The organism is Nitrosomonas oligotropha (assembly GCF_900106555.1).
In the GTDB taxonomy this organism is placed as follows: Bacteria; Pseudomonadota; Gammaproteobacteria; order Burkholderiales; family Nitrosomonadaceae; genus Nitrosomonas; species Nitrosomonas oligotropha_A.
This window is the reverse complement of the sequence record NZ_FNOE01000002.1, coordinates 21919-40481: the sequence shown is the minus strand read 5'-3', so window position 1 is coordinate 40481 and position 18563 is coordinate 21919. Positions and strand designations below refer to the sequence as shown.

Genomic DNA, 18563 nt, shown 5'->3' with positions numbered 1-18563 from the left:
GGGCTATTGCGCATTAATCCAATGGATCGGACGAAAAAGCGCTCCGTTAAATGAAACCATCGTCACCTTTTCCGCCCAATACAATCTGTCCATCGTCAGCCAATTGACGCACAATTTTGAGAATTTCTTTTTGTTCGGCTTCGACTTCGGACACACGTACCGGACCTTTGCTCTCAAGATCTTCGCGCAGGGCTTCAGCGGCACGCTGCGACATATTCTTGAAAACTTTCTTACGCAATTCTTCCTGCGCACCTTTCAAGGCAATGATCAAAGATTCCGATTGGACTTCGCGCAGCAGCAGTTGAATACCGTGATCATCGATTTCGATCAGATTATCGAATACAAACATTTCATCCATGATTTTTTGCGCCAACTCTTCGTCATATTGTTTGACATTCTCAATGACACTGGCTTCCTGCGCGGTCGGCACAAAGTTGAGAATTTCTGCGGCAGCCCGGACTCCGCCCATCGCGGCTTTGCGGATGTTATTGCTGCCCGATAACAATTTTGTCAGCACGTCATTGAGCTCGCGCAGCGCGTCGGGCTGGATACTGTCGAGTGTAGCAATGCGTAACAACGTATCGTTGCGCAGCCGTTCGCTGAACAAACTTAAAATCTCGCTCGCCTGATCCCGTTCCAGATGAACCAGGATGGTGGCGATGATCTGTGGATGCTCATTCTTAATCAGCTCCGCCACCGAGGGCGCATCCATCCACTTCAATCCTTCAATCCCGCTGGTATCGCCGCCTTGTAAAATGCGATCGATGAGATTGGCTGCCTTTTCATCACCCAAAGCACTGGTCAGAACTTTCCGGATATAATCCGCCGAGCCTTGACCCAGCGTCGTTCTTCCTTCGGCTTCATTGCAAAATTCCGTTACGATACCCTCGATCTCCGAACGTGTTATGTTTTGCAGTGTGGACATCGTTTCGCCCAGCTTTTGCACTTCTTTGGGCCCCAGCAGCTTAATCACGGATGCCGCCTCTTGTTCGCCCAAGGTCATCAGCAAAATTGCACTTTTTTTGATTCCGTCATCATCCATTTTTACCCATCCAATCTTTCACCACGTTGGCGACAATAGCAGGCTCATCCAAAGCCAATTGCTTGGCGCGCTTGAGATTCTCATCAAAAATCGATTTCTGAAGCGCTTGAATGGCCGCTTCATTTTCGACTTTCCCCGGCAATTGACCTGCTGCTGCGCTGCCATCGGTTAATTGCCCTTGCTCCGCTGGCGGCGGGAGTGAAGCTGGGGGCGTCAAGCTTTTCAGAAACGGCTTGAGTATCTTTAACAAGAAAAATAAAACCACAGCCGCGATCAATAATTGCTTGCCGATATCCTTGGCCAGCATGATCACATCGGGATCTTTCCAGAGTGGAACATCCAGCACCATTTCGCCAGTGTGCGTAAATAAATTGTTGGTTACCGTGAGTGAATCCCCGCGTTTCTCGTTATAACCCATGGCTTCACGCACGAGATTGTTGATTTCCTTGATCTCATCGGCAGTTAACGGTTCGTTCGTAACTTCACCGTTTTCATCCACTTTCTTGCGGTAATTCACCACGACTGCCGCCGATAAGCGTTTGATATTGCCAGTCGATTGCTGCACATGCTGTACGGTTTTATCGACTTCGTAATTCGTTGTTGATTCTTTCTTCTTGTCAGTCGGTACTGCCGGCTTATCGGCGCCCTCCTTATTCTCCCCGCCCGCCTCAATGGGGGCAGATGCAGGCTCAGGCGGACGATTGGATAATGCACCTGGAATACCGCCATCCAATTTCGAACCCGTCGAAGTCGCCTCAAGCGTTTGCTGGCTGCGAATCGCAGCTGCTTCGGACTCAGTATTATTCGGCCGGTAAGTTTCTTCGGCGCGTTCAACGCGGGAGAAATCCACATCCGCTGTCACTTGGGCACGCACATTAGCGGCACCGGTAATCGGCGTCAAAATGGTTTCGATGCGGCGAATATAGTTTTCCTCCAGCTCCTGGATATACTCCAGTTGCTTCGCGTCAAACCTGGAATCCTGCTTGTCATTCTGTGTACTGAGTAGATTGCCGTGCTGATCCACGACCGTCACATTTTTTACCGGTAAATTGGGCACACTGCTGGACATCAAATGCACAATCGCGCTGACTTGTTCAACACTCAGCACCCTGCCCGCATGTAAGTTGAGCAGTACCGAAACACTCGGTTGCTGCTTTTCCCGTGAAAATACCGAAGGCTTGGCGATTGCCAAATGTACGCGCGCACTTTGCACCGCGGCGATGGACTGAATCGAACGCGCCAATTCACCCTCCAGCGCGCGCTGGTAGTTCACCTGCTCAAGGAATTGACTGGCGCCGAATTTTTGATTTTCCATTAACTCGAATCCTGCCAGACCGCCTTTCGGCAGTCCCTGTCCCGCCAAGCGCAACCGCACTTCATGCACTTGCTTCTCGGGCACCAGGATGGCACCGCCGCTTTCGGAAAACTTGTACGGCACGTTCATTTGTTGCAAAGCGCCGATGATGGCAGCGCCATCCTGATCCGGCACATTGTTGTAGAGCACGCGATACTCCGGTGTCTGACTCCACATCAAGGCACCCGCCAGCAGCGCGACAACAGCCGCCGCCGAGAGAATCAATCCAAGCTTCTTTTGATTGGATAACTGGCTAAACTGCCCCAGACTCATCGCTGAGGCGGGTGATGTCGTATTGGATTCACTCGGTACTGTGGCCACGCGCTATTCTCCTGCTCAAGTTTCAAGCCATTGATCAATCTTCGCTTTATTGTCAATGACAAACCTAAAATTTCTTTTTACAATTAATAAACTGACTGTTACGCAATCAGAATCACCAGACATACGATTTACAAAGCCGCTGTTTAATCTATCCATCGCCATGCCGTAAGCACATCAACCTCATTCACTGCGAATGGATTTCTATTGATGCGATGATTATCTATAAACTTATAAAATCTGAATGCTTAAATAGAATAGGTTTGCTTGCCCTATTCGCAACATGATCGGAACAGGGTGCGGTGGTAAGCTACTGACCATTCCCAACAATCGTCATTCAAACCCGTGCAGACCAAAAACGTCAGTAAAATTAAACCGATACAGGCGGACCAGGAACAGCTCAAGCTGGCGTTTGCAGCCTTTAATGAAGCATCGGAACAGCTGTCCGGCGTCTATCAGGATTTACAACATCAGGTGGCACAACTGACGCGTGAATTGGCACTTGCTAATGGCGAATTGCACAAGCAGCTAATCGCGAAAGAAAACCTGTCGCAGCAGTTAAGTCTGTTATTAAATGCTCTACCGGGCGGGGTAATTGCGCTCGATGCGCAAGAGCGTATTGAGCAGGTAAATCCGGCTGCTATCGCCATTCTCGGCGAATCGCTGGTCGGATCAAATTGGCAACGCGTCGCTCAAGAACGCTTAGTGCCCACTGCGATCACTAACGAATGGCTGCTGGAACGGCAGCAAACGGTGGAGCAACGGCGCATCCGCATCGAGAGCAGCGCCACCGATTTAGCAGGCAGACAGATTTTGCTGGTCAACGACATCACCGAAGCCTATGCCATGCAGGAGCAGATCCGGCGTAATCAGCGCCTGACTTCCATGGGCGAGATGGCGGCCAATCTTGCGCACCAGCTGCGCACCCCGCTTTCGACCGCATTGCTTTATGCCAATCACCTGGGAAGCGATGCCTTGACGCCCGTCGAGCGGCACAAATTCGCAACCAAAACCATTGAGCGGCTGCATCATCTAGAACGTTTAACAAAGGACATGCTCCGTTTTGTAAAAGGTGAAGCAAGGCGGCGCGAAAAAGTCGTCATCAACGATTTGCTGGCTGAGCTGCGTCAAGTGGTCGAGCCGCACATCGTACAGAGAAATTTGCAATTCACCGTCAATGATCAGAGCGCGGGGGAAGCAATGATTACAGATCGTCAAGCATTATGCGGCGCCATGATCAATCTGCTGGAAAACGCCATGCAAGTCTCGTCCCCAGGCGGACGAATCATGCTGACTAGCCGGCTGGAAGAAAAGCATATCATCCTGAGTGTTCAGGACGATGGACCGGGCATCGACGCGGCGCTGCAAGAAAGATTATTCGAACCCTTCTTCACCACGCGTGCGGAAGGCACGGGGCTGGGTTTAGCCATCGTCCGCGGTGTCATTGAGTCCATGGGCGGTAACGTGACAATCCATTCAGCGCCGGGTGAGGGAACCGAATTTATGATACGGCTGCCAAGAAATAGAGGAGATCAATCATGAAAGCACTACCCATTTTGGTGGTGGAAGACGATCAGGATTTGCTGGAAGCGATCTGCACCACGATGAAATTGGCCGGTTATTCGGCATTGCCCGCTTCGAACGGCAATACTGCCATGGCTACTCTGCAAGAATCCCAGGTAGGGATGGTCGTCAGCGATGTGCAAATGAAACCTGTTGACGGGTTCGCATTATTAAAAAAAATCAAGGCATTTAACCCGGAACTACCGGTATTGCTGATGACAGCTTATGGCGATGTGGAAAAAGCGGTCGCCGCGATGCAGACAGGCGCATGCGATTATTTGCTGAAACCGTTCGACCCGGACAATTTACTGGCGCATATCAAGCGCCACGCTTTATCCGAACCAGAACAGGATGACAACGTCGTCGCCAAGGATCCACGGACACGGGCATTGCTATCCTTGGCCAAGCGGGTGGCGCAATCACCCGCAACTGTCATGCTGACGGGTGAAAGCGGTTGTGGCAAGGAAGTCATCGCGCGTTTTATTCATCAACATTCACTGCGCGCGGCAAAACCCTTTGTCGCGATCAATTGCGCGGCAATTCCGGAAAATCTGCTGGAAGCGACTCTATTCGGTTATGAAAAAGGTGCTTTTACCGGCGCGGCACAGGCTCAGCCCGGAAAGTTTGAACAAGCGCAAGGCGGCACATTGCTGCTGGATGAAATTTCCGAAATGCCGCTGGAACTGCAAGCCAAATTGCTGCGCGTCCTGCAGGAAAGAGAAGTGGAGCGCGTCGGCGGGCATAAAACAATCAAATTGGACATCCGTGTTCTGGCGACTTCCAATCGCGACATGATGGCGATGGTCAAAAGCGGCCGGTTCCGTGAGGATTTGTATTACCGCCTCAATGTATTTCCCATCGAAATCCCGTCGCTGCGTCAACGGCCATTGGATATCGAGCCTCTGGCACAGCGCGTACTTGCGGAAGCAGCAGCAAGTTCGGCGCAACCGCCCTGCACAATGACGCAAACTGCAATCAACACACTAACGCACTATACCTGGCCGGGCAATGTCAGAGAATTGGAAAATGTCATGCAACGCGCCATGATTCTGGCAGCGGATAACATCATTGACACCGAGCATCTCCATTTGCCGCAAGCGAATCCAGTCCAAGCCGAAGAATCTATTGATCAGGAATCATCTTCTGAAGATATGAAAACGCTTGAGCGTAAACATATTCTGGAAACTTTGGCAGCCGTTAATGGTTCCCGCAAACTGGCCGTAAAGAAGCTAGGGATTTCCGAACGGACACTACGGTATAAATTGCAGCAATACCGAATGTCCAGCTAATTAAAACCCCAGCTTCTACCGATAGTAGCTGACTAAGATCATTTGAATTTTATGATTTTTTACGCGATACTTAAAAAACTTTATGTTGGAGTGAATCATGGACAAAGCCGGAATTGATAACATCTTGCAGCAGCTGCAGGCAACGTCGGCACTGGCTTCCGGTGTAAAAAAACTATCGGGTGCGTATGAAGTTACAGGCGTTGATTTCAGCGAGAAACTAAAAACGGCCGTCAATCAGGTCAATCAGGCGCAAATGAGCGCGGACAAGCTGAGCGAACAATTTGTCAGCGACCAATCGAATGTCGATTTGCATGAAGTGATGATCTCGTTACAGAAAGCCAACGTATCCTTCCAATCCATGGTTCAAGTCCGCAACAAGCTGGTGACTGCCTATCAAGAAATCATGAACATGCAGGTTTAAACGGACTGATCCCGATTGAGGTGAGAATCAAAACCAAAAGATCAGCATCTTGATACTCAAGATCAGCGCTATAACAGCGAATATTTTTCTCAAACAAGCTTTTGGCAAACCATGAGAGCAGCGAACGCCATAGGATGCCGCAATAGTACTAGCGAGCGCTATTATCAAGAATGCTGGTACATTAATGAATCCAATGGTATAGGGATTGCTTGATGTGACAAGCAATCCGCTGATCATGTAGCCAACGGTACCCGTGATGGCAATGAAAAGTCCGATTGCCGCTGAAGTGCCAATGGCGCTTTTTATGTTCACATTCTTATAGCCGAGGTAGGCAACGGCGAGAAAACCGCCACCCACTGCGGCAAGAACCGATACCGATCCGATCCCGGTTCCGGCCGCAATCAATCCGCTCAAGGTTGCCGGTTTTGAGCTGGGCTTCGGTTGCCAATTAAAAAACATTTGCCCCGCTACAAATGCCATGAACAATGTAAAAAATATAGCAATGTAGGCTGAGTTAACGTTGACGGCTATTTGTGTAGACAGAAAGGCGCCGAGAATTATCCCGGGCGCCATTCCGCCAGCCATCTGCCACACAACGGCGCCTCGAGAAGCATGTGCATAGATACTTGCTGTTGAAGAAATGATCATGCAGGCCAGTGACGTCCCTAATGCCAAGTGAATTGCATTATCTACGCTGATACCCTGGTAAGTAAAAATGGATGTCAGCAAGGGAACCAATATTCCACCGCCACCAAGCCCCAGTAAACCCGCCATAAAGCCAACTAAGGCACCCAATACAAGGTACAACAATATCCATTCGATATCCGGCATATCAATCCACCTTATTTCTTTGGAGCAACCAGGCGGTTTCCGTTGATTTAACCGTGCCTCTCAATCCGCCCGCGACATCCTTGCTTCCAACAGACTTCAGTTGGTAAGAAGCACCATAGTGTTGTTCTACTTCGCACTCGCTCACTGAAAACGGCGGACCTTCCATGAGCAGCTGATCGTATTCATACGTGATCAGCAACTGCGGTGCAGTACCGGTTATGTTCATCAGATGTGACGTATAGTGTTCTCTTACGCACGCGGGCAAGGCAACCAAAGCGGCGCGATCGTATATCGCACCTATGGGTCCAATATATTCAGCAGACACAGCAAAAATATCACCTGCAAATATATCGATATCTTCAGCACGATAGCGAACCAATTGCCCAGCTTTGGAGGTCTCCGGCTCCAAGCCAAGTTCTTCAAACAACTGGTTAATGGCAAGTTCGCTCAGTTCCGCGCCAGTAACTCGATAACCGCGGGCAAGTAACCATGCCGCATCACGTGTTTTGCCGCACAACGGCAGGAATACACGGCTGCCCTTTGGCAGATTTAATGTTTCAAAGTGCGCTACTAAAAATGGATTTGCCTCGCTTTCATGAAAACCGATCTCACCTTGTTCCCACTTCCGATGCCAAAAATTTGCTTCCATAGTATCCCCTTAAATTCTTAAAAGATTAGTAAAAAACCATCAACTTTATGACTTACGTGTTGTACTAAATAGTGTACTGAGCTAGGATAAAGGCTCAAGTCGACTTGAAGTCAAGCATTAATTGCAACAGGTGAAATAATGGACATAACCGAGGTCGCAAAGGCATCCGGATTACCCGCCTCAACGTTACGATTTTATGAGGAAAAAGGATTGATCCAGTCAAATGGCCGGAATGGATTGCGCCGTTTATTCAGCGCCAGTGTTATCGAGCGGCTGGCTTTGATATCTTTGGGACGCAGCGCCGGATTCTCGCTAGATGAAATTGCTGAAATGTTTACTCCGGATGGGCCAGACATCAATAGAGCGTTGCTTTCAGCCAAGGCGGATGAGTTGGATAGGACAATCGAAGAACTAATCGCTATGCGCGACGGACTCCGTCATGCAGCGGTCTGCAAAGCACCCAACCATTTTGAATGTCCAAAATTTCTTCGCCTCCTCCGTGTTGCTGGTAAGAATCGGTTTAGGCAGCCCAATAAATTGAAGGAAAAAGAACTTAAATGAGGAATACAGGAAACGTAAGGGCGCTCGTAAAAACTGGATACGGGTTGCGGATATGACCTACATTCCCACTTGGGCAGAGTTCCTGCACCAGCCGCGATCATTGATGTATTCAGCTGCAAAGCGGTGAGCTGATCGGCAGAGGCATTCCTGGAAAAGTAAAACCGGAACAACCCCAACTCCATATTTCACTCTTCCATCGCCATTTCTAGTTCCAGCCAGTTTTCTTCGAGTTCAGCTACTTTTTCCTCGAGTGCCGCATGAAGGGCGCTGAGTCGGTCAATTTCCTCGCGCGGACAGCTCGTATACGTCGCCGGATCCGCTAAACGGCGGTTCGATTCGGTCAATTCTCTCTGCGCGGACGCCAAAGTTGCTTCGAGTTTTGCTTGTTTCGACAGCAATGCCTTCTTGTTCGGTTTCGCTACTGTTTTGGGCTGCATTTTTTGCGAAACTGGCTTTGATTCCGCGGCTTCACTGGAACGGCGCGCTTCTATCCAGCTTTTGTAATCCTCCAGATCGCCATCGAGCAGCTGTGCTTTACCATCAGCCACCAGCCACAATTCATCCGCCACCGCACGCACCAGGCTGCGATCGTGCGAAACCAGCACCACGGCGCCGCTATAGGCTTCCAGCGCTAACGTAAGCGCATCGCGCATATCCAGATCCAGATGATTGGTCGGTTCATCCAATAACAGCAAATGCGGTTTTTGCCAGGCCAATAAAGCCAGCGCCAGACGGCTCTTTTCGCCTCCGGAAAAACTGGCGACCGGGCGATCCTCACCATCTCCGCCAAGCCCAAACCGCCCCAGAAATTTCCGCAAATCCAGTTCGGTTTGCGCCGGCGCCAGTTTCTGCATATGCTGCAAAGGCGTTGCCTTACCATCGAGATTTTCCAGCTGATGCTGCGCAAAGTAACCGATACGGATATTTTGCGCCCACTCCAATGAACCGGTTACCGGTTGAATTTCTCCAGTCAGCAGTTTGATCAAGGTCGACTTTCCCGCCCCGTTCGGTCCCAGCAATGCAATCCGTGCACCTGCCTGCAAGATCAGATGAACATGCTGAAACAGTAAATGATCGCCGTAACCAAAGCTCATGTCTTGTGCGCGCAGCAACACATCAGGACTGCGTTCCGGCGCTTCAATTTGCAGCTCGTAGTGACCATCTTCCACAGACAACGGCGCCAGACGCGTCAAGCGTTCCAGCGCCTTAATGCGGCTTTGCGCTTGTTTGGCTTTGGTAGCCTTGGCGCGGAAGCGCCGCACAAAGTCCTCCATGTGCGCAATTTGTCTTTGTTGTTGCTGCAAAGCCTGGTTATGTTGCAATAGACGCTCGGCGCGTGCGCGCTCGAAATCATCATAATTGCCGCTATAACTGTCGATTTTCCGGTCATTGATATGCGCAATGCGATTGACGCACGCATTCAAAAATTCACGATCATGCGATACCACGATCAAACTGCCCGGATAGCGCGCCAGATATTGCTCCAGCCAAAGAATCGCTTCCAGATCCAGGTGATTGGTCGGTTCATCGAGCAACAACAAATCTGCACGGTGCATCAAGGCGCGCGCCAGATTCAAGCGCATCCGCCAGCCGCCCGAGAAATGATCAACCGGTTGCTCCAGCGCGGCGTTGGCAAAACCCAATCCGCTCAATAGCTGCGCCGCCCGCGCGCGCGCGGTATAGCCGTCAATGGCTTCATAGCGCTGCTGCGCTTCAAACCAGGCGGCATCGTGCTCAGCCTGAGCCAGAATTTTGTCCAACCGGTGCAATTCCACGTCACCATCCAGTACAAATTCAATGGCAGACTGCGCCGAGTTAACGATCTCCTGTTCAACGAACGCAACGGTTTTGCCCGATTGCAAACTGACTTCGCCGTTATCCGGCTTGATCACTGCTCGGATCAAACGGAACAAAGTGGATTTCCCGCACCCGTTTTTACCGACCAAACCAACACGCTGATTGGCAAAAATCTGCAAATGGCAATTTTCCAGCAGCAGAACGCCGCCTTGCAGATAAGTCACAGACTGAATATTCAGCATAACATTGTAAAAATTTCAGAACACCCGATTGAACAGCTTAAGAGAGGAAAGCAAACTTGCGAATGCCAGTTGTATCAATGATCCGCTTATCCAAAGCACACAGCAGCCAATGTTAACACGCCATACAAAACATAGCGGCTGATATATAGAAAAAGAAAGTGTTTGTAACCGGATGATACATAATACATAATTAAAGTGTTAAGTTATTAGGCAGAGGGAAAATTCTCTTTAGCGTCCATTAAGTTAATGATCGAAAATAAATCTTATACACAATGTTATCCACAAAAAATGTGGATAAATCAAAATTGCTCAGGGTAAAGAAGATGATACCTCAAGAGGCGGAGTAAATTCTTGGCGGATCATGAAACCGGCTGATGGCCTATTTCCGGAATGTAGCGCATTTTGGCCAACTGGTTTGTCAGTGTAAATAGATCGTAACCGGCATGCCATTGATTAACCGGTTTTTCACGTTTCCGACAAATTCCAATTGCGCCAAAATTGCAAAACGGACCGTTTCCAGCGGGTTAATTTCAGCCGTCGTAGACTTCTGCATCACACCGGGGACGGAAATTATTTTTGCTTCGGCTTTTTCTCCGTTAGGGAATTTGACCGTGACCATTTGCCCCACTACGGCATAGTCCTGGTATTTTGGCGGAATGAATGCATCGATATGCACTTTCTCGGGAAATATGATCTCAAGCAAGGCTTGGCCACGCCCCAGAAACTCTCCGGGTTGCGTGAACACCTCTGTCACCATGCCGCTGCCCGATGGCGCAAACAGGCTTAACTGCAGGACTTGATCCTGAGTTTTATCAAATTCGAGTTGCAGCTGATTGATCCGGTTTGAAAGCATGCGCATTTCCGGAGACTGGCCTTGTTCCTGGCTATACATCCGGTCACGTTCCTGGCGTTGCGCTTTCTCCAGCGCCACCAGATTTTCCAGCGCCGAGTTTAACTGACTTCGTGCCAGCGCAATTTCAGCTTGTGTTGCGGCGCCCTGTTTGTACAAGGTCTCATACTGACTCAAGCGTTGGGATGCGAAATGCTTCTGTTCGTGCGCGAATTTCAACAACTGAACCGAGCTTGTTCTGGAATCATCGGCTTGCAGCAACATCTTGTGCCTTTCCTGTTTCAGCCCATCCAGCTCCACCTGCAGCCGGTCACGGCTATCCAGCAATGCGGCATTCACCAGTTCAGCTAACGGCGCACCTTCGGAAACTGTCTGCAACGGCTCGACAAAAAGCTGCTCAACATAGCCATCCACAGCGGTACGCACGGTAAAGCTAGGCACCCGGATGCGGCCATTGGCCTCAATGCTGATCGTGTCCCAAATAATCGTCCCGAGCAAATACACCACCGGGAGGCTAGAAATGGCAATAATCAAATACCAGCGCCACGGCCTACCGGCTCGTTTGGCGGCGCTATATTGAACCCGTAATCCCCGGTCGATATCCGGAGCCTTATTTTCTGGTTGATTAAAATGTATTTTCATGAAGATAGCTTACCAAATCTTGCCATGATTGAATAACTAGCCCGGTAAAATTAGGGGCCCGGAGTTGGCTCTGCAATTGTTGCATTGCATGAATAAAAATGGATTGCGGCTTATGCACATAACTATTCTCCGGACCCAATTCTGATTCCAGGCTTTGCGCCAAACTGAATAACAGATCCGGATATTGATTCATGGCCGACTTTAGCGCAGTCACGATATTCGTCAGATTCATCGCGTAATACATGACGGTAATCTCTTTGATCCCTTTTGCCTTGAGTTCGCAGAGCACGCAAATATCAAATGATGTGGCTTTCGTCAGATAGCGCGGGTGAATGCTGATGCCTACCGGCCACGGAGAAACAGCCGACACTTGACGCACCGTCTCGATCAATTCTTCCAGACGCGCCTTGCCAGGCAAGTCCGACTCCAGTTGATCCGGTTCGATATCCAAATGCAGGCCATCGAAATTAATATTGCTCAATTTCTTGACGATCATGAGCAGCTTCTCGCGCTGCTCCGGCAGAATCCAATCAGGATCGCCTAACAGCAATTCAACTTTTTTTCCTCGCCGGTGCGCTTCGGTTAGAAATTTTTTAAGCGGCGCGGGATTTGCGGCAAATTTTGAAATCTGCTGCTGATCCAAAGAAATCAGGAAGCGATCGATCTCGATGGTTTGATTCTTCTCCCATAAACCGGGTTGCGTGCTTAATTTGTCAAAGTTCCAGACATACACGGCAACGCGCCCGGACGAAGCTTCTGCATTACCGGCAGCAGAGAAACTGGTGCGCTTTGGCGCAGCCTTGTTTTTTTCTCCACTGACAAGAAACGATGCCGCTTGTTGCAGCGGATCAGTCAATTGGCTTAAGTTGATTTCCGGGTGAATATCCCTGCCTTTTCCCTCCAGCAGCGTAAGGAATTGCCGCAACCGGATATGCAGCTTCCATTGTTCCGATTCTGTTTCGACATTCTCGATAGCCACCCGGTAATACGTATTAACCGCTTGAAAATATTTCTCGATCACATCGCCATCCAAAATCTTCAGACGCAAATGTCTTTCACGGATCAACTCACGCGCCGCCTCCAAGCGTGTATGCTGAAATTTGATTTGCTGCGCGAGCTGTTGATAACTGCTGAGCAAAGCGCGGAATTCATGTTGCAGTTCCTGATCGCGGTGCGTGTAGTCCGCTCGCAGACTAATCAACAGACTGTTCAAGCGCGATTCCTCATTCTTCCGCACACTCATAATTTCGATCGGCATACGGAAATTAAAACCGACTGCGCCGCCATAGCCCATCTGCATGGATTCAGGCGAAGGATGCGGAATGGCCGGACCGCCAAAAGCGGTGGCGTTGACATCCGAATCAATGCCACGCCAGTTCTCGGTCTCTTTAGTCTTTTGAATATTTTCTATCCGTGCTTGCAGTATTTTTAGATCCAGCTGCTCGATATCGATCGGCGTATTGCTGTCGATCGCATACAACACCGGTTTTACGGGTTCGAACGGCCGTATTTCCGAATTCGTTAAATAACCCAGTCTGATCAATGCTTGATCGCGGTTATTGCTGAATTCGATTTGCGATCGTTCGGCGCGATCAAATGCAGAAAGAAACTCGAGATAATCCGACATAAATAACAAACCCGCTTCGCGCCGTTTATGCAGTATGGAAATCACGCCATCATCGCGCAAACGCAAGTAGGCTTCGGTCAAAGCCAGCATTTTCTTTGCGCTCCAATATGCCGCGTAGTTTTCTTCCAGAAAGAGCCGCGCCAGCCGTTTGCTCCAATCCAGGCGGACATCATCAATTTTTACTTGCGTGGCGGCATCATTGATCGCCCGTTGCTGTCTCTCCGCGCTGCCTAACAAGGGATAGCGCACCCCGATGCGGCCCATCGGATCGAAGAAATGTCCGAAAGGCTCTCTGGCAAAAGGGCTTTTTTGATAACCAGCCGATATTCCGCCAAATATCTCCCAGCCTTTCTGCGCTTCCTGCACATTCAAGTTCGAGCGTTGCGCTTCCAAATCCGCCTTCGCTTTCAGGACCGTCGCAGCTTGCTCCAGATGCGTATAAAACTCGGTCAGCGTTTTAACTTCAGCACCTGCATTGGCTGTCAGCATCAGTAGCAGAAACAACATCAGTAGCGGGAAAATGCGCACTTTTACTGTTTTCCCTTTTTAAGCACCCACAAAGGCGCCATTGCGGAATCCAAGTGACCTTTGTTCAGTATCTGGTTTAAAATTGCAAAAGCGCTCCAGACGCGCGAAACAAACTGGAACAACGGATAAACAGGCAGGATCAAAGCAGCTTGGCAGTCCTCCCATTTTCTGTCTGAGACGAGCACAAGATAAAGAATGTACTGCAGGGTAATCAAGCCTAAATAGAACAAATAGACCAGTACCATGCTTAGAAAAAAAGTCAGCATAGGCAGCTTTACCGCCATGTAGATCGTATAAATCACGATAGAAAAAGGCATGACGATCTGAAACAGAATGCCGTACCAGAGCAGAAATATAAAATTGCTCCACCCCATCCTCGATGCGGAAATACCGTACTTGTGTTTATTCGAGTAGATATACCAAAGATCGCCATCCCAGCGAAGGCGCTGCTTTAAAAAATCCTTGAAACTTTCCGGTGCATCGGTATGCGAAACCGCGCCGGGTTCAAATTCAATCCTCAGATGCGGATAACGCTGATGGTATTGCTTGATGCGCAATGTCAAATCAAGATCTTCGGCGGTCCCGGTATTCCATCCGCCAATTTTCTGGATAAAGGACTTTCTAAAAATTCCAAACGCGCCAGGGACGTTATTAATGACATTCAGTTTCGCAAACCCTAGTTTCCCTATCTGCATGATCAACATATATTCCAGACTCTGCAGCCGGGTAATGATCGCTTTTCTGGCATTACGCACACGCATCGGCCCCGTTACCGCGACAATATCAGGGTTGCGAAAATGAGCGGCAGCGGAACTGATCATTTGATTATCAAACGATGTATCGCCATCCAAAGCGAGAAAAATCTCACCTTGCGCCCGGCTCAGTCCGGCGTTCAATGATGAGACCCTACCACCGCGTTGAATTTTCGGAATGATCACCAATGAGCGCTTGGGATAATTGGCAACCACCGGCACGAGTTCTTTCAATGCCTGATACGTGGCTAAATTTTTCTGCACGCCATCGACCATCGCAATGATTTCAATATGCCCCGGATAAATCTGTTCCAGTAAAGAAATCACCGTACTCTGTACCGCTTTTCCTTCGGCGTAGCAGGTAATCGCACAAGTTACGCGCGGATAGTAAGGAAACGACACCGGTGCATCCACCGACTTTTTAAACAGATAGCGAAAAACGCTCATCCAATTGACAAAATACAGCGGTAATTCAAAAAACAGTACGAACGGAATCAGCATGAAGACGTACTCAATATCCTGGAAGCGCGACGTTGCGATAAGAAAAAAGCTCCAGGCTTGATTCAGACTTTCCATGAACTATAGCAACTCGCCCGCGAGACGCGCCAGCAGGAGCGGAGCACTTTCCTTAGCGGGTATATTCTGCGAGGAAATACCGATAAAACGGAAATCCAGCTTATGCTCACTTTCTTCCAACAGTACATTCATACTGCTTTCGATGCGTTTTTGAAAACCCTGTAATCCTTGTTCATCGGTATTCGGCAAAAGCAACCACAGCATATTCTCCGAAGTCCGCGTGGAAAGATCCGGGGTCCGGAGCAAGCTTCTTAATCGTTGAGCAAAGGCTTCAAGCATTTGCAGCAGGCGCGCATGGTTGAAAAGTTCGACCAGATCCGGCAGATTGGCGAAGTAGATCCCGAACAAACTGAAATGCACATTGGGATAACGGCGGGATGTAACCATTTGCCAATCAAGATCATGCAGGAATAACTCGCGGGAAATAAAATCCAGCTGATCAAACCCCGAGGACAAGTCGAATACCTCTCCCCGGAAAGCAACCGTTCTTCCTTTATCGCTTAAGCGCCAGCTGTGTACTTCATTCAAGATGAGCTCTCCCGGCTGCATCTCTTTTTCACACATCGCGCAGCGGACTTGCACATCGCCTTCTATAAACGAGTGGCTGCAAGACTGACAGCGATAATTCTCGATAGGCCGGTCATAGTCGCTGCCAATATGCCGCAAATGCGTATGGCATTTGGGACAAACCAGCGTACCGCTATGCATGAATTTATCTTGCACATCGACACAACCGCAGGTAAAACAATGCAAGGAAGCTTGCAGCTTGATATCGATCGACTGGCAATTCGGGCATACATCAATAAAACTCAAGTGCGCCGAGCGGCAATAAGCACATTCGCGCTGCCGGTCGAGCATCGTCAAAGGTTCAATTATTTTGTTATTGGCGAGATTGCGCAACCACTCGAAGGAATCGGATCTGTCCTGACTCAACGCCTCCAGCAAAGGATAGCGATAAAAACGCGGATTTTGCCACTCATGGTGCGGCTGAAGAATGAAATCAGGGCGTAACCACAAGTATTTTATTAACCGTCCTTGGTGTGTGATATAGGTCTCATTGCCCTTCAGCGACTTCAGCAAGCTTTCAACTTGATTAACCGCTTCCAGCAAAACCGGAGGCTGCGGCAATTGTCCATCGAGCAACAAGTTATCAGACGCTGCAACCGGATCTGCCGCAAAACACAGTGATGCAAAAACTTCGTCATCTCTGCGTATCTTGGCAAGAATCGACGCAGTATATTGTTTATCATTTCCCGCAATAACAAACGCGGAAGGAATGATTTTCTTTTTCTCCCAATCCGAAAAATCACCGAAATGGTAAATTTCAAAAAGATCCTGATACGGATCCAATAAATCAGTCTTCTCTAGGGAGAAAAATATAAGCATCGCTAACTTAAAATAATCTTAAATCAATTATGTCTTTTATAACGCATCGGATATTGCAAACTAATTGCAATATAATCATTATCTTAAAAACATCACCTAGTGTGTCTTCTTACCATTATACTCATATTTTCTTACACAGATAGCTCGAATAAAGCAAGAAATCGGTTTTATATCGACGTATTGAAAGAAAAATTCCATCCCAAACAATTCAGAAAATTCTCTATCGATTCAATTCACCGTAATTTTTATTTGATCATTTAAACAATCCACAAACCCAGTCAATGATGGACTTCATTTGATCAAATGGGCGCGCAGCATGAAAAGCAGTAATAACTTGATGATAATTAGCTCATAATCAATGTGTAAAATAAATGAGCAAGTCAATGGAAATCTTTAGAAATCGATGAGTTAAATTTCCAAACACATGAATTACTCACAAAGTTATCCACAGCATTTGCAATCCAAGAGTCTACAAAAATATATTCTTCTTTCTTAAAGCCGTTTCCGGATATACCGATAAACCAATCGCGCAGGGTTTATTAAACGATGAGCTGTGATTTTTCGCATAGTTGATCGGCTCAAGTTCTATTAACATTCATGTGGATGGACAGAAATTATGATGCTGCTCAATTGCACACACTCATTGAGCAATTTAACTTTGATTTGCTCTGCGCTGGTTAGAAATAACGGACCATATATCCTAAGTAGTTTAACAATCTAATGCTGTATAACAGGAGTCTTATGAAAATAACTTTCACATTATCAGTTACCGCAATATCGCTTGCATTATTTGGCGGTGCTAACGCCAGCTCAATAACAATTGAAACGGGTTTCTCAACCGCAGGCCCTCAAATTGACGCAGCAGCATATCAATCCGTAGTTGATTCAGCCGTTGCAATCCCATCAATTGGTTACGGAATTGCGACCCCTGCAATTTATGACAACATTTCCAATCATGGATTATTTGCTGGTGGCTCGACAACTGACATAGCCTTTAAATCAACTGTTGATTTTTATGTATCCCCAGCAAATGCAGGGGCATGGCAAATTCGTGCCGGTGTTGATTTTGGTCACGGCGGCGCCATTTTTGTCGATGGATCAGCATATGATTTCAAAACAAATGATATGTGGTGGAATGGCAGCTACAGCGATTCATCACAGTATTTGAGTATCAATACATTGAATCTTGCCGCCGGTTTTCACACGCTCAACCTCTACGGCCTTGAAGGTTGCTGTGACGGCGGTCAGCAAGCCCAATTCAGGATTGGAGGAGCTGGTGATTTCACAACATTCAGCACAAACGACTCTCTGAGTCCCGTTCCTGAACCGGAAACCTACGCTATGCTTCTGGCCGGTTTGGGTTTAATGGGATTTATGGTAAGCCGCAGAAAAGAATCAGCCGTTTAAGCAAATCCGGATCTCATCCGGAACGGGAGCGCAAGCTCCCGTTTTCTTTCTTAGTGCCCCACCTCAAAAGCGACTTAACACCGCATTGATTCAATTTCAGTACTTCTAACATTGAGGTGCCGTGTTCCGTTATCATCAAAATAACCGCTGGTTCAAGTATCTGTTAACCATATAGTTAACATTCAGCAAAGTTTGCCTAATAAAAATCTCTATACACAAGAATCATGATTAAAATCTCATCACCCACATTGGTCATGACGCATCAAGTATTTTTCTTTTCGCACAATCTCTACAATTTACTTTCTATCTTTTTCTTGACATTCCAAATAATCCACAGATCAAGAAAGTTATAAATATCCCATGACAATCTTGACATCAGATTGAAAAATATCCCGCAAGTAAATGATAATTTAAACATAATCGATATGTTAAATTATTAAGCAATCCAAGAAAAACCCTTAGAAATTTATAAGTTAGTTACCCATGCAAGTGGATTGTCCACAAAGTTATCTACAGAAATTGTGGACAACAGAAAAAAACTTTTATGAAATAAAACCATAGAATGAATAATCATTAACGAGGATGGGCTCATCGTTTTTTTCGAAGGACAATTGTTCTAACATCAAAGCTAACCTAACATTCACAATTAGGGTCATCAACACGACTTTTATCAGGAAAAATCACGACAATAACAAGAATGAAATAAGAAAAATTGATGCAAACGTCAA

At 47.8% G+C, this 18563-nt stretch carries 14 protein-coding genes; 5 read left to right on the top strand and 9 right to left on the bottom strand.

Annotated features, from left to right (window positions below):
- Positions 1–46: 46 nt before the first annotated feature.
- A complete protein-coding gene (gene fliG / locus BLU57_RS01635; protein WP_090315372.1) occupies positions 47–1042 on the bottom strand; it encodes a flagellar motor switch protein FliG in 996 nt (331 codons plus the stop codon).
- Positions 1035–2717, bottom strand: coding sequence for a flagellar basal-body MS-ring/collar protein FliF (fliF, locus tag BLU57_RS01630; protein WP_090315370.1), 1683 nt, complete (start codon positions 2715–2717; stop codon positions 1035–1037). Before fliF ends, fliG begins: the two co-directional genes overlap by 8 nt.
- A 342-nt stretch (positions 2718–3059) precedes the next feature.
- Between fliF and BLU57_RS01625 the strand changes: the two genes are divergently transcribed.
- The 3 genes from BLU57_RS01625 to fliE all read left to right on the top strand — a co-directional run bounded on the left by BLU57_RS01625 (position 3060) and on the right by fliE (position 5987).
- On the top strand, positions 3060–4256 hold the full coding sequence (locus BLU57_RS01625; RefSeq protein WP_090315368.1) for a sensor histidine kinase: 1197 nt from the start codon (positions 3060–3062) through the stop codon (positions 4254–4256).
- Positions 4253–5566: a sigma-54-dependent transcriptional regulator gene (locus BLU57_RS01620; protein WP_176776340.1), complete on the top strand. Its 1314-nt coding sequence runs from the start codon at positions 4253–4255 to the stop codon at positions 5564–5566. The genes BLU57_RS01625 and BLU57_RS01620 overlap by 4 nt, the downstream gene beginning before the upstream one ends.
- A gap of 97 nt (positions 5567–5663) precedes the next feature.
- Positions 5664–5987 carry a flagellar hook-basal body complex protein FliE gene (gene fliE, locus BLU57_RS01615; RefSeq protein ID WP_090315362.1) on the top strand — a complete coding sequence of 108 codons (324 nt, stop codon included), beginning with the start codon at positions 5664–5666 and terminating at the stop codon, positions 5985–5987.
- Positions 5988–6014: 27 nt separating this feature from the next.
- Here the strand turns inward: fliE and BLU57_RS01610 are convergent, their stop codons facing one another.
- Both BLU57_RS01610 and tmpT read right to left on the bottom strand, forming a co-directional pair.
- Positions 6015–6818 (bottom strand): sulfite exporter TauE/SafE family protein, encoded by an 804-nt coding sequence (locus BLU57_RS01610; RefSeq protein ID WP_090315360.1) that lies wholly within the window; start codon positions 6816–6818, stop codon positions 6015–6017.
- Position 6819: 1 nt separating this feature from the next.
- Positions 6820–7467, bottom strand: a complete 648-nt coding sequence (tmpT, locus tag BLU57_RS01605) for a thiopurine S-methyltransferase (protein ID WP_090315358.1) — start codon at positions 7465–7467, stop codon at positions 6820–6822.
- A gap of 138 nt (positions 7468–7605) precedes the next feature.
- On the opposite strand from tmpT, the gene BLU57_RS01600 reads away from it, so the two are divergent.
- Positions 7606–8028 (top strand): helix-turn-helix domain-containing protein, encoded by a 423-nt coding sequence (locus tag BLU57_RS01600; protein ID WP_090315356.1) that lies wholly within the window; start codon positions 7606–7608, stop codon positions 8026–8028.
- Positions 8029–8213: 185 nt separating this feature from the next.
- Here BLU57_RS01600 and BLU57_RS01595 read toward each other — a convergent pair whose 3' ends face one another.
- The 5 genes from BLU57_RS01595 to BLU57_RS01575 all read right to left on the bottom strand — a co-directional run bounded on the left by BLU57_RS01595 (position 8214) and on the right by BLU57_RS01575 (position 16392).
- Positions 8214–10067, bottom strand: a complete 1854-nt coding sequence (locus BLU57_RS01595; protein ID WP_090315354.1) for an ABC-F family ATP-binding cassette domain-containing protein — start codon at positions 10065–10067, stop codon at positions 8214–8216.
- Positions 10068–10485: 418 nt separating this feature from the next.
- On the bottom strand, positions 10486–11559 hold the full coding sequence (locus BLU57_RS01590; protein WP_090315352.1) for an HlyD family secretion protein: 1074 nt from the start codon (positions 11557–11559) through the stop codon (positions 10486–10488).
- A complete protein-coding gene (locus tag BLU57_RS01585) occupies positions 11543–13714 on the bottom strand; it encodes a TolC family protein (RefSeq protein ID WP_256206333.1) in 2172 nt (723 codons plus the stop codon). Before BLU57_RS01585 ends, BLU57_RS01590 begins: the two co-directional genes overlap by 17 nt.
- A 2-nt stretch (positions 13715–13716) precedes the next feature.
- Positions 13717–15042, bottom strand: coding sequence for a glycosyltransferase family 2 protein (locus tag BLU57_RS01580; RefSeq protein WP_090315351.1), 1326 nt, complete (start codon positions 15040–15042; stop codon positions 13717–13719).
- Positions 15043–15045: 3 nt separating this feature from the next.
- Positions 15046–16392, bottom strand: coding sequence for a TackOD1 domain-containing metal-binding protein (locus BLU57_RS01575; RefSeq protein WP_256334337.1), 1347 nt, complete (start codon positions 16390–16392; stop codon positions 15046–15048).
- A 777-nt stretch (positions 16393–17169) separates the two neighbouring features.
- Here BLU57_RS01575 and BLU57_RS01570 point away from each other — a divergent pair.
- A complete protein-coding gene (locus BLU57_RS01570; RefSeq protein WP_090315349.1) occupies positions 17170–17835 on the top strand; it encodes a CCXG family PEP-CTERM protein in 666 nt (221 codons plus the stop codon).
- The last annotated feature ends 728 nt before the right edge of the window (positions 17836–18563 follow it).